Here is a 23,992-nt window from a genome sequence, read left to right as displayed (position 1 = left end):
GGCAATTTTCATCAATGGCGGGTGGCGATACCGGGGCGGCGCGGCTTGCCGTCCAGCGGTTGCGGGTCGAGGACGCCGATGGTCAGCGCGTCGTCGGCGAAGTACTTCCTGGCCACCGCCTGGACGTCGGCGGCGCTCACCTGCTGCAGGCGCTCAAGCATGATCTCGACGTCTTTCCACGACAGGCCGACGGCTTCCATCTGACCGATTTCCATGGCCTGACCGAACATCGAGTCGAGCTTGTAGACCTGGCCGGCGACCAGTTGCGCCTTGGTCCGTTTCAGTTCGGCGGCGCTGACGCCATCCTGCTGGATGCGGGTGATCTCGGCGCGCAGTGCGGCTTCCAGGTCGGCGACGGTCTTGCCTTCCGACGGACTGCCGTACAGGAAGAGCATGCCCGGGCCGCGGGCGGTGTTGCTGTAATCGACGCCGGCCGACAGCGCGATCTTGTCCTCGCGCACCAGTTTCTTGTTGAAGCGGGCCGCGTCGTGGCCGTCGAGGATGGCGGCGAGGATTTCCAGCGCGTACGGGTCGCGGTCGGTTTGCGGGTTGCGCAGGATCGGTGCCTTGTAACCCATGATCAGCACCGGCAGTTCAGCCGGCGCCTTGACCGTGATCCGGCGTGGGCCTTCCTGGCGCGGCTCGATCTGCGCCTTGCGTGCCGGCAGTGCCCGGCCTGTCAGCGCCCCGTAGTGCTTCTGTGCCAGCGCGAAGACTTCCTTGTGGTCGACATCGCCGGAAACGACGACATAGGCGTTGTTCGGCACGTACCAGGTTTCGTACCAGGCCTTGGCGTCGGCGGCGCTCATGTTTTCCAGGTCGCTCATCCAGCCGATGATCGGCCGGCGGTACGGGTGGGCCTGGAAGGCGGTGGCGTTCATCTGCTCGAACAGCTTGGCTTCGGGATTGTCGTCGGTGCGCATGCGGCGTTCTTCCATGACGACCCGGATTTCCTGCGCGAATTCCTTCTCGTCGACGGTCAGGTGGCGCATGCGGTCGGCTTCGAGCTGCATCATCTCGTCCAGTTTTTCCTTCGGGATCTGCTGGAAGTAGGCGGTGTAGTCGCGGCTGGTGAAGGCATTGTCGCGCCCGCCGGCAGCGGCCACGCGCTTGTTGAACTCGCCCGGGCCGACATCCGGCGTGCCCTTGAACATCATGTGTTCGAGCACGTGGGCGACGCCCGATGTGCCGTCGACCTCGTCCATGCTGCCGATGCGGTACCAGACCATGTGCACGGCGGTCGGGGCCCGCTTGTCTTCCTTGACGATGACGCGCAGGCCATTGTCCAGCGTGGTTTCGTAGGGGTTGGCGAGGGCTGCGGTCAACAGCCAGGGAGCAAGGAAAATGGGGAGCAGGTGTCGCATGGTCATGGGATGTTGGGGCTTTCTGCTAGAATTCAACGCTGTAACTGCATCGATCCGGACGGCATCTTAACGGCTGCCTGTCCGCCTGTCAGCAAGGCCTGAGACCTTAACACCCATGTTCAGTTTCCTGAAAAAATCCGCGCCCGACGCAAAACCCGAGGCGCCGGCCGCCTTGCCGCCTGATGCCGCGGCCGCGCCGTCCTGGCGCGAACGCCTGTTCAAGGGCCTGGCCAAGACCCGCGCCCAGCTCGGCGGCAAGCTCAAATCCATCTTCTCCCGCGGCAAGGTCGACGACGAACTGCTGGAAGAACTCGAAACCCTGCTGCTGACCTCCGATGTCGGTGTCGAGGCGACTGCCCACCTGCTCGACGAACTGAAGAAGGCGGCCAAGCGCGACAAGCTGGAAACGCCGGAAGCGATCCAGCAGGCCTTGTCCGACGCCCTGTACGCAATCCTCGCGCCGCTCGAGCAGCCGCTCGATGTGAGTACCCACAAACCCTACGTGATCATGATCGCCGGGGTGAATGGCGCCGGCAAGACGACCTCGATCGGCAAGCTGGCCAAGTATTTCCAGACCCAGGGCAAGAGCGTGCTGCTGGCCGCCGGCGACACCTTCCGTGCCGCCGCCCGGGAGCAGTTGCAGACCTGGGGCGAGCGCAACAACGTCACGGTCATTGCGCAGGAGTCGGGCGATCCGGCGGCGGTGATCTTCGATGCCATTTCTGCCGCCAAGGCGCGCGGCATCGACATCGTGCTCGCCGATACCGCCGGCCGCCTGCCGACGCAACTGCACCTGATGGAAGAAATCGCCAAGGTCCGCCGCGTCATCCAGAAGGTCGAACCGGAAGGCCCGCACGAAACGCTGCTGGTGCTTGACGCCAACATCGGCCAGAACGCGCTGCAGCAGGTCCGTGCCTTCGACAAGGCGATCAACGTCACCGGTCTGGTGCTGACCAAGCTCGACGGCTCGGCCAAGGGCGGCGTCGTTGCCGGCATCGCCCGCCAGTGCCCGAAGCCGATCCGCTTCATCGGCGTCGGCGAGCAGATCGACGACCTGCGCCCGTTCTCGGCGCGTGACTTCGTGGATGCACTGTTCGACCAATGATCGTCGCCAACAACCTGACCAAGCGCTATCCCGGCGGTTTCGACGCCGTCCGGGATGTCAGCTTCCAGATCGGCGCCGGCCACATGGTGCTGATCACCGGCCATTCGGGGGCCGGCAAGACGACGCTGGTCAAGTTGATCGCCTCGATCGAACGGCCGACCTCGGGCAGCCTGGTGGTGAACGGGCAGAACCTGTCGGCCTTGCGCCGCAGCGCCATTCCGTATGTGCGCCGGCATTTCGGCATGATCTTCCAGGACCAGAAGCTGCTGTTCGACCGCAGCGCCCTCGACAACGTCATGCTGCCGCTGCAGATCGCCGGCCTGTCGCACCGCGAAACTGTCCGCCGGGCGCAGGCGGCGCTCGACAAGGTCGGCCTGCTGGCGCGCGAGAAAGCCAATCCGATCGCCCTGTCCGGGGGCGAGCAACAACGCCTGGCCATCGCCCGCGCCGTCGTCAACCGCCCGACCGTGCTGCTGGCCGACGAGCCGACCGCCAATCTGGACAACGATTCGGCGCACGACATTCTCGAACTGTTCGCCGACTTCAACCAGGTCGGCGTCACCGTGGTCGTCGCCACCCACGACCAGTCGTGGGTCGAGCACTGCCGTGGCAACGTGCTGCGTCTGGATCACGGGAGGATCGTATGAGACGCTGGTTGTCACAGCACCGTGCAGCTTTCAGGCTGGCCCTGCGCCGCTTGGTCGCCACGCCGCTCAATACCCTGCTGTCGCTGCTCGTCATCGGCATCGCACTGACCCTGCCGGCCTTCGGCTACGTCGCCCTGGACAACCTGCGCGAGCTCGGCCAGAGCGCTTCCGGTGTGCAGCAGATCAGTCTTTTCATGGATACGGCCGCGACGAAGAAGGATGTGGCCGAGATCGAAAATCGCCTGCGCGCGGTGTCGACCGCAAAATTCACTTTTGTGCCGCGCGACGAGGCGCTCAAGCGCCTGCAGAAGAGCGATGAAATGGCTGAAATCGTTGCCAGCCTGCCGCGCAATCCACTGCCCGATGCGTTCATTGTCGAGCCGGTCAACACCGGTCCGGAAGCGCTGGAAGTGCTGCGCCAGGAGCTCGCCGGCTGGCCCAAGGTGGCGCATGTCCAGCTCGATTCGGCCTGGGTCAAGCGCTTCGACGCCTTCCTGCGCCTCGGCAAGCTGGCCGTGCTGCTGCTCGCCGGACTGTTCGGTGCCGGCCTGGTCGCCGTCACCTTCAACACCATCCGCCTGCAGGTCATGGCCCAGGCAGCGGAAATCGAAGTGGCGCGGATGATCGGCGCGACGGATGCCTTCATCCGCCGTCCCTTCTATTATTTCGGCGCGCTGCAGGGCGCGCTCGGCGGCCTGCTCGCCGCTGCCCTGGTGCTTGGTGCCTTGCATCTGCTCAGTGGCCCGGTGGGCGAACTGGCGGCACTGTACGGCGGCAGTTTCGTGCTGCATGCACCCGATGCCATCGACGTCGCGCTGCTGACCGGCCTCGGTGCGCTGCTCGGCTGGATTGGCGGCCAGTTGTCGGTCAGTCTGTCGTTGCGGCAGTTCGACTGATCAGCTGACGCTTGCCGTGTCGGTGCGCGGCAGGCTGACGCGGAAGCAGCTGCCTTCGCCGGGCTGGCTGCTCACCCGGATCTCGCCGCCATGTTTGTGCACGATGTCGTAGGACAGCGCTAGGCCGAGTCCGGTGCCCTTGCCAACCGGGCGTGTCGTATAGAACGGCTCGAAGATGTGCTGCATGATTTCCGGCGTCATGCCGCAGCCGGTATCGGCAACCTCGAACCAGACGTGGGTCGCGTCATGGCCGGTGCGGACGGTGATCGTGCCGTGTTCGGCAATGGCGTGGGCGGCATTCAGTAGCAGGTTCATCGCCACCTGGTTGAGCTGGGCACCGATGCAGTGCAGTGGCGGCAATTCGCCGAATTCGCGAATCACCGTCGCCTTGTATTTCAGTTCGTTCGACAGTACGTTGAGCGTGCTCTCGATGCCGGCGTTGACATCGAATTCCTGGGCCTCGGCGTGATCGACGCGGGAGAAATCCTTGAGATCGGCAACGATGCGTTTGACCCGGCCCAGCCCTTCCCGGGACTCGTTCAGCAACTCCAGCAGATCGCGCCGCAGATAGTCGAAATCCGCAGCAGCAAAGTCGCTTTCGCTGGCCTGGCCGGCCCGGCATTTTTCCAGCAGGGTGATCATCTGCTGGCTGTAGTTGCCCAGTGTCCCCAGGTTGGAATTGACGAAGCCGACCGGATTGTTGATTTCATGGGCGACGCCGGCGGCCAGCTGGCCGATGCCGGCGAGCTTTTCCGATTGCAGCAACTGCCGGTGCGTCGCGTCGACCTCCTCGATCTTGGCGGCCAGCTCGAACCAGCGCCGACGCAGGACTTCGAGCAGGCGCCAGGCGAGCAGGGCGACCAGCAGGCAGGTGCCGGCGGTCGTTGCCAGCAGTTCGGTGCGATGTTTCAGCACCGCCGCCTCGATCGGCGCGTACGCCTGGGTGACACTGATGCCGCCGCGGATGTCGCCAACCCGGTAGCCCTGGTTGCCATGGCAGGCCAGGCAGCTTTCCTTGACCAGCAAGGGGGCCATGTAGCGCAACTGCGGCAGCTCTCCCTTGTTCTCTACTGACCAGCTCTCCGTCACGCCGGTTTCGAAACGCCGCAGTTGCATGGCTTCCCAGTCATCGGGACGGTTGGCGGGTCGGATCGGTTTCAGGCTGGTCAGGCGAAACACCGTACCCGATTCCGATTCGCTCATCTCGCCGATCAGCCGGGTCATGTACGCCGGGTTGATCATGGTCAGCGCCATGCCATCGGTCGTCGTGATGTCGCGACGCGGATGTTCCAGATAGGGGTTGGGCTGCGCGTTCGCGGCAACGGGGACGTAAACCCCGCCGTGCGAGGAGTTCCAGTTGCGCGTCAGCTCGACCATGCGGAACATGTTGCGGGCGCCTTCGATGGCGATCGCCATGGTCTGCTCGCGCAAGGTGAGCAGGTGCAGATGAAAGTACAGGAAGCTGCCGCCGAGCCAGAGCAGCAAAGGCAACAGCCACCAGCGGCGCTGGCGGATGTAGCGCGGAACCGTGCTGTGGATCTGGTGGTTGTGCAGGGCTTCCATCAGGCATTCGGACGAGGACGTGTCCGTCCATTATGGCGGAAAATCCTGTTTGGCGGCGCTAGATGGCCAGCCAGCCGAGGACGATGCCCAGCGTCAGCAGCGTGACCGGCAGGCCGATGGCGAGGTGCTGGCGCCAGTCGATGGCGATGCCTTGTTTGCCGGCGAGGTCGACGACGATCAGGTTGGCGATCGAGCCGATCAGCAGCAGGTTGCCGGCCAGTGTGCTGACCAGCGCCAGCGTGACGCCGGCGTCCGGTGTTTGCAGATGGGGGAGCAGCAGCATCACCGCCGGGACGTTGGATACTAGGTTGGAGAGCGCGACGCCGATGGCGAACAGCGGGCCGGTGTCGCCGAGGTGGATGCCGTGCGCGGTCAGCCAGGCGACGGCAGCGGCGGCCAGCCCGGTTTGCTGGAAGGCGTGGTTGACGACGAACAGGCCGACGAAGAGGACCAGCAATTCCCAGTCGACGAAGCCCATGACGTGCGACGAATGGAAGCGGCGCGACAGCAGCAGCACGCCGGCGCCGACCAGCGCGACGACTTCGCGCGGCCAGTCGGTGAACAGGAAGATGAACAGCAGGCAGGCGGCAACGGTGAGGCCTTTGGCGCTTTGCAGGCGGTCGAAAACCGGCAGAATTTCGCGGTCGACCGCAATATCGGGGATTTTTACGGTCGACTGCCCGCGCGGGGCAAAAACCAGCCAGGCCCACAGTGCGAACAGGCCAAGCACGACCGGCGGTAGCGCCTGCCGCAGGTAGTCGGCGAAATGCAGTTGCAGCATCGAGCCGATCAGCATGTTCTGCGGATTGCCGATCAGCGTTGCCGCCGAGCCGATGTTGGCGGCGCAGGCCAGGCCGACCAGGAAAGGCACCGGGTCGAGCCGGCGTTCGATGCACAGGCGGGCGACCACCGGCGTCATCGCCAGGCAGACGATGTCGTTGGAAAACACCGCCGACAGTGCGCCGGCGACGAAGATCAGCGCGCCGAGCAGCCAGGGCTCGGTCAGCGGCAGCGCGGCGACGCGGCGGGTGACTTCGGTGTAGAAGCCGCCCAGGCGCATCTGCGCCGACACGACCATGAAGGCGAAGAGCAGCAGGATGGTCGGCAGATGCACGGCGCGCGCCGCTTCCTCGGTGCTCATCGCGCCGATGCCGACGATGGCGATGCCGCCGAGCAAGGCGACGCCGCTGCGGTCGAGTTTCAGTTTCGGCAGGCCGCCGAGGAACATGCCGAGGTAGACGACGGCGAAGATGCCGACGATGGCGGTTTCCAGCGGATGGCTGCCGACGGTGGCGAACATCGCGTCAGCGATAGATCAGGAAAGGCTCGCGTGCTGCGGTCCACGCGCTTTCATCGGCAAAAACCGCACGCTCCAGGTCGGCCGGCGTCGTTGCCGGGTCGTCGACCCACTCGCGCAGCAGCGGCGAGCCGTTGATCAGGTCGATCGCCAGCCGGTCGAATTCGTACTCGTAGCCGAAATCGCGCCAGATCGGGTAATCCGGGTAGAGCCGGCGGATCGCCTTGAAGGCCAGTGCCTGCAACCGCCAGGGCTTGAACGCGGCGTGGTCGTAATACGGGCCTTCGCTGTGGATTTGCAGCGCCTGGCACAGTTGACCGTGGAATTTGTGGAAGGTCGGCTCGAACCAGCATTCGCGCAATTTGCAGCCGGCGAGCCACTCGGGAGCGAGTGCCTGCATCTCGGCGAGCACGGCGCGCGCGTCGATATCCGGTGCGCCGAACAGGAATTCCAGCGGTCGCGTCGTGCCGCGTCCTTCGCTCAATGTGGCGCCTTCGAGCATGACGGTGCCGGCGTAGGCGCGCGCCATCCACAGGTTGGGCGCGTTCGGGCTGGGATTGACCCAGGTCCGCTCGCCCAGCGGCCAGCCGAAACCGGGCGCCGCGTCGGGCTGCCAGCCCTGCATTTCGACGATGCGGTAGTCGACGTCGAGCTTCAATTGGGCGATGAACCAGGCGCCGAGTTCGCCCATCGTCAGGCCGTGGCGCATCGGTAGCGGGCCGGCGCCGACGAAACTCTCCCAGCCGTCGCGCAGCGTAAAGCCTTCGACCGGCCGGCCGGCCGGGTTCGGGCGGTCGAGCACCCACACCGTCTTATGGTGTTCGGCGGCGGCTTCGAGCACGTAGCGTAGCGTCGTGATGAAGGTGTAGATGCGGCAGCCGAGATCCTGCAGGTCGACCAGCAGCACGTCGAAGGTGTCCATCATCGCCGCCGTCGGCCGGCGCACTTCGCCGTACAGGCTGAAAATCGGGATGCCATGTTGCGGGTCGAGGAAATCCGGCGACTCGACCATGTTGTCCTGCTTGTCGCCCTTGATCCCGTGCTGCGGGCCGAAGGCGGCGGTCAGCTTGAGATCGGGCAGCGCGGCCAGCGCGTCGAGGCTGTGCGTCAGGTCGGCGGTGACCGAGGCCGGATGGGCGAGCAGGGCGATGCGCCGGCCGGCGAGCGGGCGGCGCAGTTCGGGGTCGGCAAGCAGGCGGTCAATGCCGAATTGAATGGATTGCGTCATGGCAGGGGCAGCGTGAAGCTGGCGGCAAGGTGGAAGTCGGGTTGGGCGCCGGCGTGGGTCAGTGCCCAGTAGGTTTTGTCGCCGGCTGCTGTTTCGGCAACGACAGTCAGGCCGAGGCGGGCGGCGCCAGCGGGCAGCAGCGCGGCGGGGATGTCGGCGCTCAGCAGCAGGCTATCGCCATTACGCGAGCAGTCGATGCGGGGCGCTGCCGGCGCATGCCAGCCGGTGTTGTGCTGGCGGTAGTCGGCGAAATCGTAGATCGCCCACTGGCCGGACGGCGAGAAATTGAATTCCCGGTATTCCGGGCCGTCGACCGCAGCAATGAAGGCTTCGCAGCAGGTGTGCTGCCACAGGCCGTCGGCCGCTCCAGGTGTTGCTGGCGGCGGCACCAGCATGGCAGCGGCGGCGCCGTGCAGGCGGTAAGTCAGATGCAGGTCGCCATTGTCCGCGCGGCTGGCAGAAACATGGATTTCCAGCCCGGCCGGTGGATTGCCGGTGGCATGACATTGCAGGGGGTGAAAGTTTGCGGTCGACACGGTTTTTCGGGCAAAAAGCAGGCGCTACTTTACCCCGGATCGCCACCGCGCGCCCTTGGTCCGGGCGGCGATTTGGAGTAATTTAGCGCCTTTGCGGCACAGACCGCAGGGAGAGAGAAAAACATGACACCGTTGCGCATCAATCTGGAACAGGAAGAAATCCCCACCCACTGGTACAACGTCGTTGCCGACCTGGCCAATCCGCCGGCGCCGCCGCTCGGGCCGGACGGCAACCCGGTGCCGCCGGAAGCGATGGGGGCGATTTTCCCTGATCCCATCCTCGAACAGGAAATGAGCGCCCAGCGCTGGATTCCGATTCCCGAGGAAGTCCGCCAGATCTACGCGCAATGGCGTCCGGCGCCGCTCTGTCGGGCGCTGCGCCTGGAGCAGATGCTGGGCACGCCGGCGAAGATCTTCTTCAAGTACGAAGGCGTCTCGCCGGCCGGTTCGCACAAGCCGAATTCCGCCGTGCCGCAGGCTTTCTACAACAAGCTCGCCGGCACCAAGAAACTGACCACCGAAACCGGCGCCGGCCAGTGGGGTTCGTCGATCGCCTACGCCGGCCAGATGTTCGGCTTGCCGGTGCGCGTCTTCATGGTCAATGTCAGCTATCAGCAGAAGCCCTTCCGCCGCTCGATGATGCAGACCTGGGGCGCCGAGGTCTTTGCCTCGCCGACTAATCTGACCAACGCCGGCCGCGCCGCGCTGGCCGCTGATCCGGACTGCCAGGGCTCGCTCGGCCTGGCGATCTCGGAAGCCGTCGAGGAAGCCGCTGCCGATCCTGGCACCTGCTACACGCTCGGTTCGGTGCTCAACCACGTGCTGCTGCACCAGACGGTGATCGGCCTCGAAGCCAAGAAGCAGTTCGACAAGATCGGCCTCTACCCGGACGTGATCTTCGGGCCCTGCGGCGGCGGTTCCAGCTTCGGCGGCATCGCCTTCCCCTTCCTCGCCGACAAGGCGGCCGGCGACAAGCGGGCGACCAATCTGCGCTGCGTCGCGGTTGAACCGACCTCCTGCCCGACGCTGACCAAGGGCGCCTACACCTACGATTACGGCGACGCCTCCGGCTATACGCCGATCATGAAGATGTACACGCTCGGCCACGACTTCATGCCGCCCGGCATCCACGCCGGTGGCCTGCGTTATCACGGCGCCTCGCCGCTGCTGTCGCAACTGTTCCACGAAAAGCAGCTCGAAGCCATCGCAGTGCCGCAGGTTGGCACCTTCGAAGCCGGCGTCCAGTTCGCCCGTGCCGAAGGCATCATCCCGGCGCCGGAATCCTGTCACGCGATCCGCGCCGCCATCGACGAGGCGCTGCGCTGCAAGGCGACCGGCGAAGCCAAAACGATCCTGTTCTGCCTGACCGGCCACGGCCACTTCGACATGGCGTCGTACGACAAGTATTTCGCCGGCAAGCTGGAGGATTACGAATACCCGGCCGAGGCCATCGTCGAATCGCTGAAGCATCTGCCCAAGGTAGGGTGAGCGCGTGAAAGCCCTGGTCTTCGTCCTCGTCCTTGCCAATCTGTTGTTCTACGCTTTTTCCACCGGGCTGATCGGTACGGCGGACGTTGATGAGGGCGTCCGGCTGGCCCAGCAGGTGCAGCCGGAGCGCATCAACATCGTTGCCCGTGGCGAGCCGCCGGCACCGGCGGTCGCACCTGCTGCCGAGCCCGAGCCAGCACCGGCACCAGCGACTGAGGAGGAGGAGCCTGCTGCTGCGTCAGCGCCGCAGGCCTGCCTGCGCTGGGAAACGCTGTCGCTGGCTGAAGCCGAGCGGGTGTCGCGCGTGCTTGGCGGCGGTTTCAACGACTTCACTGCGCTGCGACTGGCAACCGGCGGCGACGGCAGTGGCTGGTGGGTGCACATCCCGCCGCTCGCCAACAAGGCGACTGCCGAAAAGAAGGCTCAGGAACTGAAAACCCTCGGTGTCTCCGATTACTTCGTCGTCCAGGACGGTCCGGTGCGTCATGCCATTTCGCTGGGCGTCTTCAGCAGCGAAAAAGGCGGCAAGGAGCGCCTGGCTGAATTGCAGGCGCAGGGCGTGCGCTCGGCGCGACTCGGTATCCGCCCGGACAAGGAAGGAAACCTGCGGCTTGAACTGCGTGGTCCGACCGAGCGCCTTGAAGCACTGCAGGCGGCGCTGCTGGAAGCGCTCCCGAAAAGCCGTCCGGAAAGTTGCCAATGAGCCGGACGTGAGCGATTACGTCGTCGGCCTGACGGGCGGGATCGGTAGCGGCAAGAGTACCGTCGCCGATCTGTTCGTTGCCCGGGGCGTACCCCTGGTCGATACCGATGCGATTGCCCATGAACTGACGGCGCCCGGCGGTGCCGCCATGCCGGCGCTGCTGGACGCGTTCGGCCCGGCCATTGCCGATGCTGCCGGGGCGCTGGATCGCGCCGCCATGCGCCGGCTGGCCTTTGCCGATCCGCTGGCGCGCAGCCGCCTGGAGGGCATCCTGCATCCGCTGATCCGCAGCCTGTCGGCTCAACGTTGCCAGGCCGCAGCAGCCCCTTACGTCATCCTGGCCGTGCCGCTGCTGGTCGAGTCCGGCAGCTATCGCGAGCGCTGTCAGCGCATCCTTGTCGTCGACTGCCCGGAAAGCCTGCAAATCGAACGGGTGATGGCCCGCAGCGGCTTGTCGGTCGAGGAAGCGCGCGCCATCCTGGCGGCGCAGGCGAGTCGCGAGCAACGGCTGGCGATTGCCGATGATGTCCTGGTCAATGATGGCGAGCGGGCGATGCTTGACCCGCAGGTCGCGGCGCTGCATCTGAAGTATTTGCAAACGGCAATGAAAATACCTAAAGCAAACTGTTGAGATTTGCATGCAAATAGCTCAGAATTCAGCAAATTTTTCCGATTCCGGAAGCCGGCCGAGTGATCACCTACGAATATCCGTTCAACGAGCGCATCCGCACGCTGTTGCGTCTCGAAGACCTCTTCGAGAAGACGGCGTACTTCGCACGGGCGGACGGCCAGCACGAACATCATGCAGCACTGGTGACCCTGTTCGAGATTCTTGAGGCGGCCGGTCGTGCCGACCTGAAGATGGACCTGATCCAGGAGCTCGAACGGCAGCGGCAGACGCTGCTTGCCTTTCGCAACAATCCCGATATTTCCGAAGAAGCCCTGTCCGGCGCGCTGTACGAAATCGAGCAATCCTCGGCCGCGCTGCTCGGCATGAGCGGCAAGCTCGGCCAGTACCTGCGCGACAACGACTGGCTGATGAGCATCAAGAGCCGGGCGGCGATTCCCGGCGGGGTCTGCGAATTCGACCTGCCGTCCTATCACTGGTGGCTGCATCGTGACGTGGAAGCCCGGCGGGCAGCGCTGGAAAGCTGGAGCAAGCCGATGTTCGCGCTGCGCGACGCATCGGCCATCGTGCTTCGCCTGCTGCGTTCCAGCGGCCGGCCGAAGCGGCATGTTGCGGTCAACGGCCAGTTTCAGCTCAATCTCGGCGGCACCTCGGCGCAGATGGTACGCGTGTCGCTGGCGGCCGATGAAGCCGCTGTACCGGAAGTCAGTGCCAACAAGTATTTCCTCAACATCCGCTTCACCAAGCCGCCGGTCAATGAACTGAAGGCCCGCAGTTGCGAACGCGATGTCGAGTTCGACCTGACCTTCTGCAATCTCTGATTTCCCGTCGATGAGCAAACCACGTTACGTCCGTTGTCCGCAGTGCGGGAAAGATGCCCTGTGGGCTCCGGAAAACGCCTGGCGGCCGTTCTGCTCCGAACGTTGCAAGCAGATCGACCTGGGCGCCTGGGCTGCCGGCAGCTACAGCATCCCCGGCCAGCCGACCGACGACGAGATCGGTGCACCGGGCACCGATTTCCGCGAACAGAACCGCGACTAAAACTCCGCCGTCTTACCAGCCGCGCATCAGTGCGATGCCGTGGGCGCCGTGCGCCATTGCCGTTGCGCGCAGGCTTTCCTGCATGCCGCCGAGCGCCAGCACGGGAATGCCGTTGTCGGCACGCCGTGCGGCGAATTCATCCCAGCCGATGCCCGGATGTTCCGGGTGCGTCGGTGTCGGCAGAACCGGGCCGAGCAGCGCGTAATCAAGTTCCAGTTCGCCGGCACGGGCGACTTCTCCGGCCGTATGGCAGGACGCGCCGACCCAGGCAAAATCCGGGCGCTGCTGTGTTGCCGCCAGTGCGCCCGCCGACAGGTGCAGGCCATCGGCGCCGCAATCGCGGGCGAGTGCGGCATCGTCGTTGATGACGACCAGCGCGCCATGCGCATGCGCCAGGTCGACGACCGCAGCGGCAAACGCCTGCCGCTCGTTCGCCGGCAGTTGCTTGTCACGCAACTGGATCAGCGGCGGCAGAGAGCCTTCGTGCTGCTTCAGCCGGGCGGCCAGGCGGGCCAACTGGGCCTGTGTGCCGTCGCCTTCGGCATGCGTGATCAGCATTGTTTCAGGCAGCGACAGCGCTTTCAGGATCGGTCCGTTGGCCGGCAGGATGGGTTCCACCGTCGGGCTTTTTGCCTTTTCCTGCCAGTCGACCGCAGCATGTTCGAGCGGCCCGGTAATGCCGATTTCTCCGGTCCACGCGGTAACGCGCCAGAATTCGAGATGGACCGTTGCGTGCGGGTAGGTGAACCGCCGGGTCAGCCACGGCGTGCACGCGGTTACGGTGATGCCCATTTCCTCGTGCAGTTCGCGCACCAGCGCATCGCGCATGCTCTCGCCGGCTTCGACCTTGCCGCCGGGAAATTCCCAGTAGCCGGCGTACACCTTGCCTTCCGGGCGCTGGGCGAGCAGGAATTCGCGCCCGTCCGAGCGCAGCATGACGGCAGCGGCGACGCGTACGACAGCGCTCATGCCGCCGTCCCGTCGTCCTGGCGCCCGGCCAGATCGCGGGCGAACTGCCAGGCCACGCGGCCCGAGCGCGAACCGCGCGACAGCGCCCAGTTCAGCGACTCGCGTTCGCTGGCAGCGATCACGGCTTCGCTGACGCCGAGTTGCCGCGCCCAGTGCGCGAACACCGCCAGGTAATCGTCCTGCGAGAACGGGTAGAAGGAAATCCACAGGCCGAAACGTTCGGACAGCGAGATCTTTTCCTCGACCGCTTCGCCCGGATGAATCTCGTCGCCGACGCGCTGGATTTCCAGATTCTCCGACATGTACTCGGGCATCAGGTGGCGACGGTTCGAGGTGGCGTAAATCAGCACGTTGTCCGGCGGTGCCGCGACCGAGCCGTCGAGCACCGATTTCAGCGCCTTGTAGGCGGTTTCGCCGGCTTCGAACGACAGGTCGTCGCAGAAGATGATGAATTTCTCCGGTCGACCTTCGACCATATCGACAATATCCGGCAGGTCGATCAGGTCGTTCTTGTCGACCTCGATCAGGCGCAGGCCGTCGGCCGAGAACTCGTTGAGCACGGCCTTCACCAGCGACGACTTGCCGCAGCCACGGGCGCCGGTCAGCAGCACGTTGTTGGCGCCCTGGCCGGCGACGAACTGGCGGGTGTTGGCGACGATGCGCGCCTTCTGGTCGTTAACGGTTTCGATATCGGCGAGGCGGATCGGGTGCGGCTTGGCGACGCCCTGCAGCCAGCCGCGGCCGGCATTCTTGCGCCAGCGGAAGGCGACGGCGGATTTCCAGTCGGGCAGCGGCGGCACCGGCGGCAGGACAGCTTCGAGACGGCCGAGCACATGTTCGGCGCGGGAGAGCAGACGTTCGAGTTGGGCAGAGTCGGTCATGGTGGCGGGTATACTGCGTGGCGAAGTCGCCCACTCTAACGAAAGCCATGCGAAAACTCCAAGCCGCCCTGTTCGCCGCCGCCCTTCTGCTGGCGGGTTGTTCAACCTTGCCTGAGCTCGGACAGCCCGCCGAAAAGCCGGCCAGTTGCCCGGCTTGCGCCGCCTGCCCGGTATGTCCGGCAGTGGAAAAACCGGTCGCACCACCGGCTTTTTCCCGTGTTTTCACGCCGGCCACCTGGAGCGATCTGCCGGGCTGGCAGGACGATGCCCACGCCGCCGCCTGGCCAGCTTTCCAGCAAAGCTGCCGTGGTCTGCGCAACCGCAGTGGCGCCGAAGTCTGGCGCCAGATCTGCGCGCTGGCCGAAACGGTCGACGGCAAGTCGGATGCCGCCGTGCGCAGTTTCTTCGAAACCCACCTGCAGCCGCACGCGGTCTCGCCGGCCGATACCAGCGCCGTCGATGGCATGGTCACCGGCTACTACGAGCCGCTGCTGCTTGGCAGCCGCAAGCCCGGCAAGAACTTTGCGCATCCGGTGCATGGCGTGCCGGACAACCTGCTGACCGTCGAGCTGGGTGATCTTTTCCCCGAACTGAAGGGCAAGCGCGTGCGCGGCCGTGTCGAGGGCAACAAGGTGGTGCCTTACTGGCCGCGCGGCGAGATCCTGACCCAGGGCGACAAACTGCCGGCGAAAACGCTGGCCTGGGTGGATGACGCCATCGAACTCTTCTTCCTGCAGATCCAGGGTTCCGGACGTATTCGCCTGCCCGATGGCAGCATGATGCGAGTCAATTACGCCGATCAGAACGGTCATCCCTATCGTTCGATCGGACGCCTGCTCGTCGAGCGTGGCGACCTGAAACTGGAAGAAGCCTCGATGCAGGGCATCCAGGCCTGGGCGCGGGCCAATCCCGAACGTCTGGACGAACTGCTCAACAGCAATCCGAGCTATGTCTTCTTCCGCGAAATGCCGGCCAGCAATGACGGACCAATCGGCGCGCTCGGTGTGCCGCTGACCGCCGAACGCAGCATTGCCATCGACCCGCGTTCGATTCCGCTGGGGGCGCCGGTCTTTCTGGCAACGACGCGCCCCAATTCGGCGCAGCCGCTGAACCGCCTGGTCATGGCCCAGGACACCGGCGGTGCCATCCGCGGCGCAGTCCGTGCCGACTTCTTCTGGGGCTTTGGCAAGGAAGCCGGCGCGCTGGCCGGGCGGATGAAACAGAATGGCCGTATCTGGGTGCTGTTGCCACAGGGTTACGTGCCGGACTGAACATCAGCGCACCGATCCGGGGCTGCGTGACGCCGTGATGCACGGCGGTGGTGCGGATTCCGGATTGGTGCAAAATGCAATGCACTGATTCGTAATGGGTTTTATGCACTGGAATGGTGCTTGCTTTCCTTGCCTCCAAATTTTATCTGGGGGCTTTCATGGAAAATCTGCATTCCGGCAGCAACGTCTTGTTCATTTTGTTGGGCGGCATCATGGTCCTCGCCATGCATGCCGGCTTCGCCTTTCTCGAGGTCGGCACGGTCCGCAAGAAGAGCCAGGTCAATGCCCTGGTCAAGATCCTGACCGATTTTGCCATGTCGACCATTGCCTACTTCTTCATCGGCTACAGCATCGCCTACGGCATCAATTTCTTTTCCGGTGTCGAAACGCTGATGGAAAAGAACGGCTATGAGCTGACCAAGTTCTTCTTCCTGCTGACCTTTGCCGCGGCCATCCCCGCGATCATCTCCGGCGGCATTGCCGAGCGCGCGCGCTTCTACCCGCAACTGGCCGCAACCTTCCTGCTCGTCGGTTTCGTCTATCCGTTCTTCGAAGGCATCGCCTGGAACAAGGCCTTCGGCATCCAGGACTGGCTGACGGTCACTTTTGGTGCGCCCTTCCACGATTTCGCCGGTTCCGTCGTGGTGCATGCGATGGGCGGCTGGATCGCGCTGCCCGCCGTGCTCCTTCTTGGTGCCCGCTATGGCCGTTACACGAAGGACGGCCGCATCTCGGCGCACCCGCCTTCATCCATTCCTTTCCTGGCCCTTGGCGCCTGGATCCTGACGGTCGGCTGGTTCGGCTTCAACGTCATGAGCGCGCAGACGATCGAGAACATCTCCGGGCTGGTCGCCATCAACTCGCTGATGGCTATGGTCGGCGGCATTCTGGCAGCGCTGGTGCTGGGCAAGAACGACCCGGGCTTCGTCCATAACGGCCCGCTCGCCGGCTTGGTTGCCGTGTGCGCTGGCTCAGATTTGATGCACCCGATGGGGGCGCTGGTCGTTGGCGCCGTCGCCGGCGCGCTGTTCGTCATCATGTTTACGCTGACCCAGAATCGCTGGAAGATCGACGACGTGCTCGGCGTCTGGCCGCTGCACGGCATCTGCGGCGCCTGGGGCGGGATCGCCGCCGGGATCTTCGGCAGCCAGGCCCTCGGCGGCGCCGGCGGCGTCGCCTTCATGTCGCAACTGGTGATGACCGTTTTCGGCATCGCCATCGCGCTGGCCGGCGGTTTTGCGGTCTACGGCGCGCTGAAGCTGATTTTCGGCCTGCGCCTCGATCAGGAAGAGGAATACCAGGGGGCGGACCTGAGCATCCACCAGATCACCGCCACGCCGGAGCGCGAACCGAGTTGGTGATGGTGATGGTAAGGAATAGGGTCTGTCAAACGACCGATCTAAGAAAGGCCCGGTAATTGCCGGGCCTTTCTGTTTTGAATTTCCGGGATTCGGCCTTAGGAGACTTTCCGCCGGCAGCTGGTGAGTGGCAGGTTTCGGCGCTTAGCGGCCACCAACAGAAACTCTCACTACCCAGCTGTTCTAGCTATGCAGCGGTGGCGGTATCACCACCGGAAGCGGCAGTCATCGAATCGATGACGCCATTCATGCAGTGCATCACCGTCAGGCATCCATGCGCTGCCCGCATTGGGGCGGCCTGTTTCAGGTGACGGCGAACTTGCTCCCGAAGCACAGGATCATGGCTCGGGGCGATTGAGAAGCCGGACGGCAACCCTGTATAGGCAAATTCCAGGAACGGCCCAGCCATTCCCGATCACTTGCCAACAGCGTTTGCCCAAACAGCCTTCTGGCAGGTAGACAACAGCCTGCCGGCACTTTTATTCTGACGCGCTCCGTCGATCACCAATGTCACAACGACGCTGGTGGACGCATACGTTTCACGATTCATGTCATTCGATTGACTTCAGCCAAGCCCGACTTACAATCTCCATAACCACGCCCACGCGGTGATTCAGTCCAACGAGGTTTATCCGCTGAGATTATTTCCCGTCTTTTTCAATCTTGTCTGCATCGGCAGATAAAAGCTTTTCGTTAGGGAGCTGAAGAAACGACCGCCTTTTTTGAGGTGCGTACAAGAAACTTACTCATGGCGGCCAACTGTTTCATAGCACCAAACAACGCCGACCGGTTTGTTGTGCCCCCGCGATGTCCAGAACTGCCTTTATTTGCGCTACCTACTCGAGCAGCCAATCAACCAGGTCACTAGGAGAAAAAATGAATATACAACCGCATCGGATCGAACTTTTCGGACACATCATTGACGTTCCAGCACCTAAAGTTTTTGCCAATTCAATTCATAGGACATGGAGGCCTATTGAAGAAAAATGGCACAATAAGATTAATGATGACTTCTATAAAATATTTGAGAATCTTGATGACGTTTACGAAAAATCAGATAAGCTTGCTAAAAATGTACTACATGAATCTGTAAACGCCGCGCTGGGTATCCTTGCAGAAAATTCAATTTACGATATTGATGAGCAAAATTTTTTAGAAAAATATTTAAGTGAATACGAAATTTGGGATGAACATTTCGAATTAGTTGCTTCTCAATACGAAGCTATCATGGAGGAAACTGCCCAAAAAGATTCTTATCGAACGCAGCGCCGATTGAACAGGAGTAAACTAGTCGGTTTCGGGCCGGCACCATCAATGGAAAATGGTTACCGTAGTCCACAGAGCTACGCCAATTTTAGTAACGCAGTTGACAATATTGGTCACGGCATATTCAACATGATGGCAAAAGGCGTAACAGCCATTGGAAATTCCATCAAGAAGGACGGAATTTTTAAAAGCCCCGCAACTGTCAAAGCCCTCGATTCTGCTGTGTCTAGCATCATTTTAGCAAGCAAATCTGCAGTAATTGATGCATTAAATGAACGCCACGGCGGGGCAATTTACAATTACACCAAGGAAGAAGCGCAGAAGGCTAGTGCTATTTTGCTTAATTCCGAAAATGGCAGAATTCCAGAATCTGATATTCAAAAAGAAATTCTCGGTCTTTTCGCCGTATACCCTTACGACGAAAGAATATATAAATATTTGCTAACCAAGTTTGGCGCAGACTCCGGTAAATTAGACGCAGTAGCAGATTATTTTGGAATTCCTGGTCTTGCGAATGAAAAAGAAAGAATATTTCGATCGAAGCTTAATGATGCGAATCTTTCCAGTGTCGATGCGATTCAGTCAAGCATAGGGTTATTTCGCGACTTTGCAAATAATATTGGGTACGCAGGGTACGAGAAGGACCTGGAAGAACTTCTTGATACAGTGAGGGAAAAAGAATTCCAGATGGAAGTAGCAAAGTATCAATTACAAACCCTTTCGGAGTGGGATCAGAATATACCAATTATAGAAAAGTATGCTCAGGATATAAATTACAAAAAATTTACCATCTGGGCTTCTGATATGCGGAGAGAACTTGAAACGGCACAAAAACAACAGGAGATTGAGCAAAATAAAAAGCAAAAGGAATGTGATGAATTCGAAAAAAAATCCAAGTTTATGCAATTCATGACAAGCAAAGACCCTTCTGTTGAAAAAAAACGGGGCGCAATAACCCTCGTGATAATTTTTATTATTTACCTCTTGTATTAATGGAATCCATAATTGCAGCACCCATAATTAATGCGAAGCTGATCCCTTTGTTTGATGAACAGCCACCAATAAATCCAAGGACGACTTTGGGGCGGGAGCACGTATTCATCAGGTGAAGAAGCTGCCGTTCGACGCCATCAAACGCCGAACGGCAGATCTGAGCTAGATTGCTGTCTGACACTGGCCGACGTGTCACTGTCCGCTTCGGCCGAACAGCTGAAATTAGCGGGAGCGGTAGTTCATGAGCCTGCATGCAGGCGTGCCGTCTTCTTGCGCCGAACCTTCAAGCCGAGCAACCAACAACAGGAAATTTTGCACCGGGCTCTTGAAATAACGCTGTTGCGTCCCTATTATTAGCACTCGCCGGCGATGAGTGCTAACAACAGCCCTCGCCGGTCCCGGTACCGCATTTCGTGCGGCCGGCCAATTTCCAGTGTTATGAACACAACTTCAGGAGAGTTATCTATGAACATTCGTCCTTTGCATGACCGCGTGATCGTCAAGCGCGTCGAAGCCGAGCGCACCACTGCTTCCGGCATCGTCATCCCCGATTCCGCTGGCGAAAAGCCGGATCAGGGTGAAGTTCTGGCCATCGGTCCGGGCAAGCGCGACGACAACGGCAAGCAGATCGCTCTCGACGTCAAGGTCGGCGATCGCGTCCTGTTCGGCAAGTACGCCGGCCAGGCCGTCAAGGTTGATGGTCAGGAAGTCCTGGTCATGCGTGAAGAAGACATCATGGGTGTCCTGCAGAAGTAATTCTGCGGTCGACGTTCTCTACAGCTAAAAATTCAGGAGCTATAAATGGCAGCCAAAGAAGTCAAATTCGGTGATTCCGCACGTGCCCGCATGGTCGAAGGCATCAATGTCCTCGCCGACGCAGTCAAGGTTACCCTCGGTCCGAAGGGCCGCAATGTCGTGCTCGAGCGTTCGTTCGGCGGCCCGACCGTGACCAAGGACGGCGTTTCCGTCGCCAAGGAAATCGAACTGAAGGACAAGTTCGCCAACATGGGCGCCCAGATGGTCAAGGAAGTTGCTTCCAAGACCTCCGACATCGCCGGTGACGGCACCACCACCGCCACCGTGCTGGCCCAATCGATCGTCCGCGAAGGCATGAAGTACGTTGCCGCCGGCATGAACCCGATGGATCTGAAGCGCGGTATCGACAAGGCAGTTGCTGCCACGATCACCGAACTGCAGGCTATCTCCAAGCCGTGCACCACCACCAAGGAAATCGCCCAGGTTGGTTCGATCTCCGCCAACTCCGATTCCGACATCGGCGAAATCATCGCCAATGCCATGGAAAAGGTCGGCAAGGAAGGCGTCATCACTGTTGAAGATGGCAAGTCCCTGGCCAACGAACTCGACGTCGTCGAAGGCATGCAGTTCGACCGCGGCTACCTGTCGCCGTACTTCATCAACAACGGTGACAAGCAGCAAGCCCTGCTGGAAAACCCGTTCGTCCTGCTGTTCGACAAGAAGATCTCGAACATCCGTGACCTGCTGCCGATCCTGGAACAAGTTGCCAAGGCCGGCCGTCCGCTGCTGATCATCGCTGAAGATGTCGATGGCGAAGCCCTGGCTACGCTGGTTGTGAACAACATCCGTGGCATCCTGAAGACCGTTGCCGTCAAGGCCCCGGGCTTTGGTGACCGTCGCAAGGCCATGCTGGAAGATATCGCCATCCTGACCGGCGGTACCGTGATCGCTGAAGAAACCGGCCTGACGCTGGAAAAGGCTACCCTGAAGGATCTGGGCCAGGCCAAGCGCATCGAAGTCGCCAAGGAAAACACCACGATCATCGACGGCGCCGGCGAAGCTGCTGCCATTGAAGCCCGCGTCAAGCAGATCCGCATCCAGATCGAGGAAGCTACCTCCGATTACGACAAGGAAAAGCTGCAGGAACGTGTTGCCAAGCTGGCTGGCGGCGTTGCCGTGATCAAGGTTGGCGCAGCCACCGAAGTCGAAATGAAGGAAAAGAAGGCCCGCGTTGAAGACGCACTGCACGCTACCCGCGCTGCCGTGGAAGAAGGCATCGTCGCCGGCGGCGGCGTTGCCCTGATCCGTGCCCGTGCTGCCATCAGCAAGCTGAAGGGTGACAACCACGACCAGGACGCAGGTATCAAGATCGTCCTGCGCGCCATGGAACAGCCGCTGCGCGAAATCGTCGCCAACGCCGGTGACGAGCCGTCGGTTGTTGTCGACAAGGTCCAGCGTGGCAAGGGTAACTACGGTTACAACGCTTCCACCGGCGAGTACGGCGACATGGTCGAAATGGGCGTTCTCGACCCGACCAAGGTGACCCGCACCGCACTGCAGAACGCTGCCTCCGTGGCTGGCCTGATGCTGACCACCGAGTGCATGGTTGCTGAACTGGCTGAAGACAAGCCGGCCGGCGGCATGCCCGACATGGGCGGCATGGGCGGTATGGGTGGCATGGGCGGCATGGGCATGTAATTGCCCGGCTGAGCCTTTTGCTCAAGGAAGCCCCGCCCTGTGCGGGGCTTTTTCTTGGTACCCCGTTTTGCGGCGTCGCACCATTTTCCGGAATGCGTTATTCTTGCGGCCTTTGCGTCACCGGGCCTTGGGTCCGATGGAGAAGTCTTCATGCAAAAGCATGCTGCGAGTTGCGTTCATATCCGGGAAAATCCGCGTTTTCAGGCGCTGGTCAGGAAACGTAACCGTTTTGCCTTTTCGCTGGCGGCACTGGTCGTGATCGCCTACTTCTCCTTCATTCTGTTGGTTGCCTTTCGTCCGGACTGGATCGCTACCCCGGTTTTCGCGGGCATGACGGTAACCGTCGGCGTGCCGCTGGGGCTGTCGATTATTGTCCTGACGGTGGGGTTGACCGCAATATATGTGCGTCGGGCCAATCGCGAGTTCGATGAGGAGTCGATGGAAATCCGTCGGCAGGCGCTGAAATGACGCTGTTGGCCAGGTATCTGGTGCTGGTTGCGGCGACGCTGGCGGTGGCCGGCGTTGCGGTGGCGATGCCTTCGGTCGGGCTCGGGCCGCGCCAGCCGACCAACTGGTCGGCGATCACTACTTTCATCTTTTTCGTCGGTGCGACCTTGTGGATGACGCGGCTGGCGACGGCGCGCAGCCGTTCATCCGCCGATTTCTATTCGCCCGGGGGTGGCATTTCCGGGTTTCAAAATGGTCTGGCGATTGCCGGCGACTACATGTCGGCGGCGTCCTTCCTCGGTATTTCCGGCCTGGTTTTCGTCAGCGGTTTCGACGGCCTGATCTTTTCCATCGGCTGGCTGGTCGGCTGGCCGGTGATTACCTTCCTGATGGCCGAGCGCCTGCGTAATCTCGGCAAATTCACCTTTGCCGATGTCGCCGCCTACCGCTTCTCGCAGAAGCCGGTGCGCAGCCTGGCCGCGCTCGGCTCGCTGCTGGTCGTGCTGTTCTACCTGATCGCCCAGATGGTCGGTGCCGGACAACTGGTGAAGATCCTGTTCGGGCTCGAATACGCCTACGCGGTGATCATGGTCGGCATCGTCATGATGATGTACGTGCTGCTGGGCGGCATGACCTCGACCACCTGGGTGATGATCAACAAGGCAGTGCTGTTGCTGGCCGGGACCACGCTGATGGCGCTGGCGGTGCTGTTCGGCGTCGGTTTCAATCCGGATGCGCTGTTCTCCCGGGCGACCGACCTGCATGTCCTGAAGGATGCGCTGATGGCCCCCGGCGGCTTGATCAAGGACCCGGTGTCGGCTGTTTCCGTCGGGCTGGCGCTGATGTTCGGCACCGCCGGCCTGCCGCACATCCTGATGCGCTTTTTCACTGTGGCCAATGCCCGCGAGGCGCGCAAGTCGGTTGCCTGGGCGACCTTGTGGATCGGTTATTTCTACGTCCTGACCTTCATCATCGGCTTCGGCGCCATCGTCAGTCTGGTCGCCAATCCCGGCCCGTATTTCATCGGCGGCAAGGTTGCCAACGGCTTGCAGGGCGGCGCCAACATGGCGGCCATCCACCTCGCCAGCGCGCTCGGCGGCGATCTGTTCCTCGGCTTCATCGCAGCGGTCGCCTTCACCACCATTCTTGCCGTGGTTGCCGGTTTGACGCTGTCCGGCGCATCGGCGGTCTCGCATGACCTTTACGCCACGGTACTGCGCAAGGGGGCGGCGACGTCGGAAGAAGAGCGGCGGGTGTCCAAGCTGACGACCTTCTCGCTGGGTCTGGTGGCTGTCGTGCTCGGTATCGTCTTCGAACACCAGAATGTGGCCTTCATGGTGATGCTGGCGTTCTCGATCGCCTGCTCGGCCAATTTCCCGGTGCTCTTCATGGCCGTGCTGTGGCGGGATTGCACGACCCGCGGGGCGACGATCGGCGGTTTTCTCGGCCTGTTTTCGGCACTGTTGCTGACAGTTCTTTCGCCGGTGGTCTGGGAAAGCGTGCTCGGTAATCCGGCGGGTTCGGCATTGTTCCCGTATGCTTCACCGGCGATCGTTTCGATGCCGCTGGCTTTCCTGGCGATCTGGGGGATTTCGCTGCTCGACCGTTCGCCGCAGGCGTGCCGGGAGCGTGCGCTGTTTCAGGATCAGCTGATTCGCTCGGAAACCGGGATCGGTGCCTCGGCGCCGCGCTCGCACTAGCGCTTCACAATCCTGCGGTCGACGCCTCGCCGTGCAGGAAAACCGCCGGCGCTTTTATTTGCTAGACTTGTCAGGCTTCAGGGGAAAAAAACGGTAGGGGGCTACCCAGTGCAGGATCGGGTCACCCCCTGAGTCGGGGCTTGCGCCTCGAACTCCA

Annotated in this window: 22 protein-coding genes; 15 read left to right on the top strand and 7 right to left on the bottom strand. The window is 62.1% G+C overall.

Going from position 1 to position 23,992, the window contains the following annotated elements:
- Positions 1 to 11: 11 nt before the first annotated feature.
- Positions 12 to 1,370, bottom strand: coding sequence for a M16 family metallopeptidase (locus BJN45_RS12030; protein WP_076095552.1), 1,359 nt, complete (start codon positions 1,368 to 1,370; stop codon positions 12 to 14).
- A 109-nt stretch (positions 1,371 to 1,479) separates the two neighbouring features.
- On the opposite strand from BJN45_RS12030, the gene ftsY reads away from it, so the two are divergent.
- From ftsY to ftsX, 3 genes are read left to right on the top strand one after another with little or no spacing between them, the layout of a single operon-like run.
- Positions 1,480 to 2,469, top strand: a complete 990-nt coding sequence (ftsY, locus tag BJN45_RS12025) for a signal recognition particle-docking protein FtsY (RefSeq protein WP_076095551.1) — start codon at positions 1,480 to 1,482, stop codon at positions 2,467 to 2,469.
- Entirely contained in the window at positions 2,466 to 3,116 is a 651-nt protein-coding gene (locus tag BJN45_RS12020; RefSeq protein ID WP_076095549.1) for a cell division ATP-binding protein FtsE, read from the top strand. Before ftsY ends, BJN45_RS12020 begins: the two co-directional genes overlap by 4 nt.
- Positions 3,113 to 4,012, top strand: a complete 900-nt coding sequence (gene ftsX / locus BJN45_RS12015) for a permease-like cell division protein FtsX (protein ID WP_076095548.1) — start codon at positions 3,113 to 3,115, stop codon at positions 4,010 to 4,012. Before BJN45_RS12020 ends, ftsX begins: the two co-directional genes overlap by 4 nt.
- On the opposite strand, the gene BJN45_RS17520 is transcribed toward ftsX, so the two are convergent.
- The 4 genes from BJN45_RS17520 to BJN45_RS11990 are packed head-to-tail and all read right to left on the bottom strand — an operon-like array spanning position 4,013 to position 8,636.
- A complete protein-coding gene (locus BJN45_RS17520) occupies positions 4,013 to 5,575 on the bottom strand; it encodes an ATP-binding protein (protein WP_083651258.1) in 1,563 nt (520 codons plus the stop codon). It lies immediately after the preceding gene.
- Positions 5,576 to 5,633: 58 nt separating this feature from the next.
- The gene (locus BJN45_RS12000; RefSeq protein ID WP_076095546.1) at positions 5,634 to 6,875 is read right to left on the bottom strand and encodes an anion transporter; all 1,242 of its coding nucleotides are present in this window, start codon (positions 6,873 to 6,875) and stop codon (positions 5,634 to 5,636) included.
- Between the two features lie 4 nt (positions 6,876 to 6,879).
- Positions 6,880 to 8,100, bottom strand: coding sequence for an exo-beta-N-acetylmuramidase NamZ family protein (locus tag BJN45_RS11995; protein ID WP_076095544.1), 1,221 nt, complete (start codon positions 8,098 to 8,100; stop codon positions 6,880 to 6,882).
- Positions 8,097 to 8,636 (bottom strand): DOMON-like domain-containing protein, encoded by a 540-nt coding sequence (locus BJN45_RS11990; RefSeq protein ID WP_076095542.1) that lies wholly within the window; start codon positions 8,634 to 8,636, stop codon positions 8,097 to 8,099. The genes BJN45_RS11995 and BJN45_RS11990 overlap by 4 nt, the downstream gene beginning before the upstream one ends.
- 123 nt (positions 8,637 to 8,759) lie before the next feature.
- On the opposite strand from BJN45_RS11990, the gene BJN45_RS11985 reads away from it, so the two are divergent.
- The 5 genes from BJN45_RS11985 to BJN45_RS11965 are packed head-to-tail and all read left to right on the top strand — an operon-like array spanning position 8,760 to position 12,496.
- Positions 8,760 to 10,124: a TrpB-like pyridoxal phosphate-dependent enzyme gene (locus BJN45_RS11985; protein ID WP_076095540.1), complete on the top strand. Its 1,365-nt coding sequence runs from the start codon at positions 8,760 to 8,762 to the stop codon at positions 10,122 to 10,124.
- Between the two features lie 4 nt (positions 10,125 to 10,128).
- Positions 10,129 to 10,827: an SPOR domain-containing protein gene (locus tag BJN45_RS18060; protein WP_076095538.1), complete on the top strand. Its 699-nt coding sequence runs from the start codon at positions 10,129 to 10,131 to the stop codon at positions 10,825 to 10,827.
- A 7-nt stretch (positions 10,828 to 10,834) separates the two neighbouring features.
- Entirely contained in the window at positions 10,835 to 11,458 is a 624-nt protein-coding gene (coaE, locus tag BJN45_RS11975; protein WP_076095536.1) for a dephospho-CoA kinase, read from the top strand.
- A 59-nt stretch (positions 11,459 to 11,517) separates the two neighbouring features.
- Complete coding sequence (gene zapD / locus BJN45_RS11970; RefSeq protein ID WP_076095534.1) at positions 11,518 to 12,276, top strand: cell division protein ZapD; 759 nt, start codon at positions 11,518 to 11,520, stop codon at positions 12,274 to 12,276.
- A gap of 10 nt (positions 12,277 to 12,286) precedes the next feature.
- Positions 12,287 to 12,496: a DNA gyrase inhibitor YacG gene (locus BJN45_RS11965; RefSeq protein ID WP_076095532.1), complete on the top strand. Its 210-nt coding sequence runs from the start codon at positions 12,287 to 12,289 to the stop codon at positions 12,494 to 12,496.
- A gap of 12 nt (positions 12,497 to 12,508) precedes the next feature.
- Here BJN45_RS11965 and BJN45_RS11960 read toward each other — a convergent pair whose 3' ends face one another.
- Together BJN45_RS11960 and BJN45_RS11955 are read right to left on the bottom strand one after the other, a co-directional pair.
- On the bottom strand, positions 12,509 to 13,465 hold the full coding sequence (locus BJN45_RS11960) for a Nudix family hydrolase (protein WP_076095530.1): 957 nt from the start codon (positions 13,463 to 13,465) through the stop codon (positions 12,509 to 12,511).
- Positions 13,462 to 14,346: an ATP-binding protein gene (locus BJN45_RS11955; protein ID WP_076095528.1), complete on the bottom strand. Its 885-nt coding sequence runs from the start codon at positions 14,344 to 14,346 to the stop codon at positions 13,462 to 13,464. The genes BJN45_RS11960 and BJN45_RS11955 overlap by 4 nt, the downstream gene beginning before the upstream one ends.
- 47 nt (positions 14,347 to 14,393) lie before the next feature.
- Between BJN45_RS11955 and mltA the strand changes: the two genes are divergently transcribed.
- From mltA to BJN45_RS11920, 7 genes are all read left to right on the top strand, one after another.
- Positions 14,394 to 15,617, top strand: coding sequence for a murein transglycosylase A (gene mltA / locus BJN45_RS11950; RefSeq protein WP_076095526.1), 1,224 nt, complete (start codon positions 14,394 to 14,396; stop codon positions 15,615 to 15,617).
- Positions 15,618 to 15,775: 158 nt separating this feature from the next.
- Entirely contained in the window at positions 15,776 to 16,978 is a 1,203-nt protein-coding gene (locus BJN45_RS11945; protein ID WP_076096098.1) for an ammonium transporter, read from the top strand.
- 873 nt (positions 16,979 to 17,851) lie between these two features.
- Complete coding sequence (locus BJN45_RS11940; RefSeq protein ID WP_139326345.1) at positions 17,852 to 19,234, top strand: hypothetical protein; 1,383 nt, start codon at positions 17,852 to 17,854, stop codon at positions 19,232 to 19,234.
- 465 nt (positions 19,235 to 19,699) lie between these two features.
- A complete protein-coding gene (locus BJN45_RS11935) occupies positions 19,700 to 19,990 on the top strand; it encodes a co-chaperone GroES (protein ID WP_076095523.1) in 291 nt (96 codons plus the stop codon).
- A gap of 45 nt (positions 19,991 to 20,035) precedes the next feature.
- Positions 20,036 to 21,688 carry a chaperonin GroEL gene (gene groL, locus BJN45_RS11930; RefSeq protein ID WP_076095521.1) on the top strand — a complete coding sequence of 551 codons (1,653 nt, stop codon included), beginning with the start codon at positions 20,036 to 20,038 and terminating at the stop codon, positions 21,686 to 21,688.
- 150 nt (positions 21,689 to 21,838) lie between these two features.
- On the top strand, positions 21,839 to 22,156 hold the full coding sequence (locus BJN45_RS11925) for a DUF485 domain-containing protein (RefSeq protein WP_076095519.1): 318 nt from the start codon (positions 21,839 to 21,841) through the stop codon (positions 22,154 to 22,156).
- Positions 22,153 to 23,835 carry a cation acetate symporter gene (locus BJN45_RS11920; RefSeq protein ID WP_076095517.1) on the top strand — a complete coding sequence of 561 codons (1,683 nt, stop codon included), beginning with the start codon at positions 22,153 to 22,155 and terminating at the stop codon, positions 23,833 to 23,835. The genes BJN45_RS11925 and BJN45_RS11920 overlap by 4 nt, the downstream gene beginning before the upstream one ends.
- Positions 23,836 to 23,992: the final 157 nt, after the last annotated feature.

The organism is Azonexus hydrophilus (assembly GCF_001956855.1).
Classification (GTDB): domain Bacteria; phylum Pseudomonadota; class Gammaproteobacteria; order Burkholderiales; family Rhodocyclaceae; genus Azonexus; species Azonexus hydrophilus_A.
Note: the sequence above shows the minus strand (reverse complement) of the source record. Positions and strands in the feature narration are given on the sequence as shown.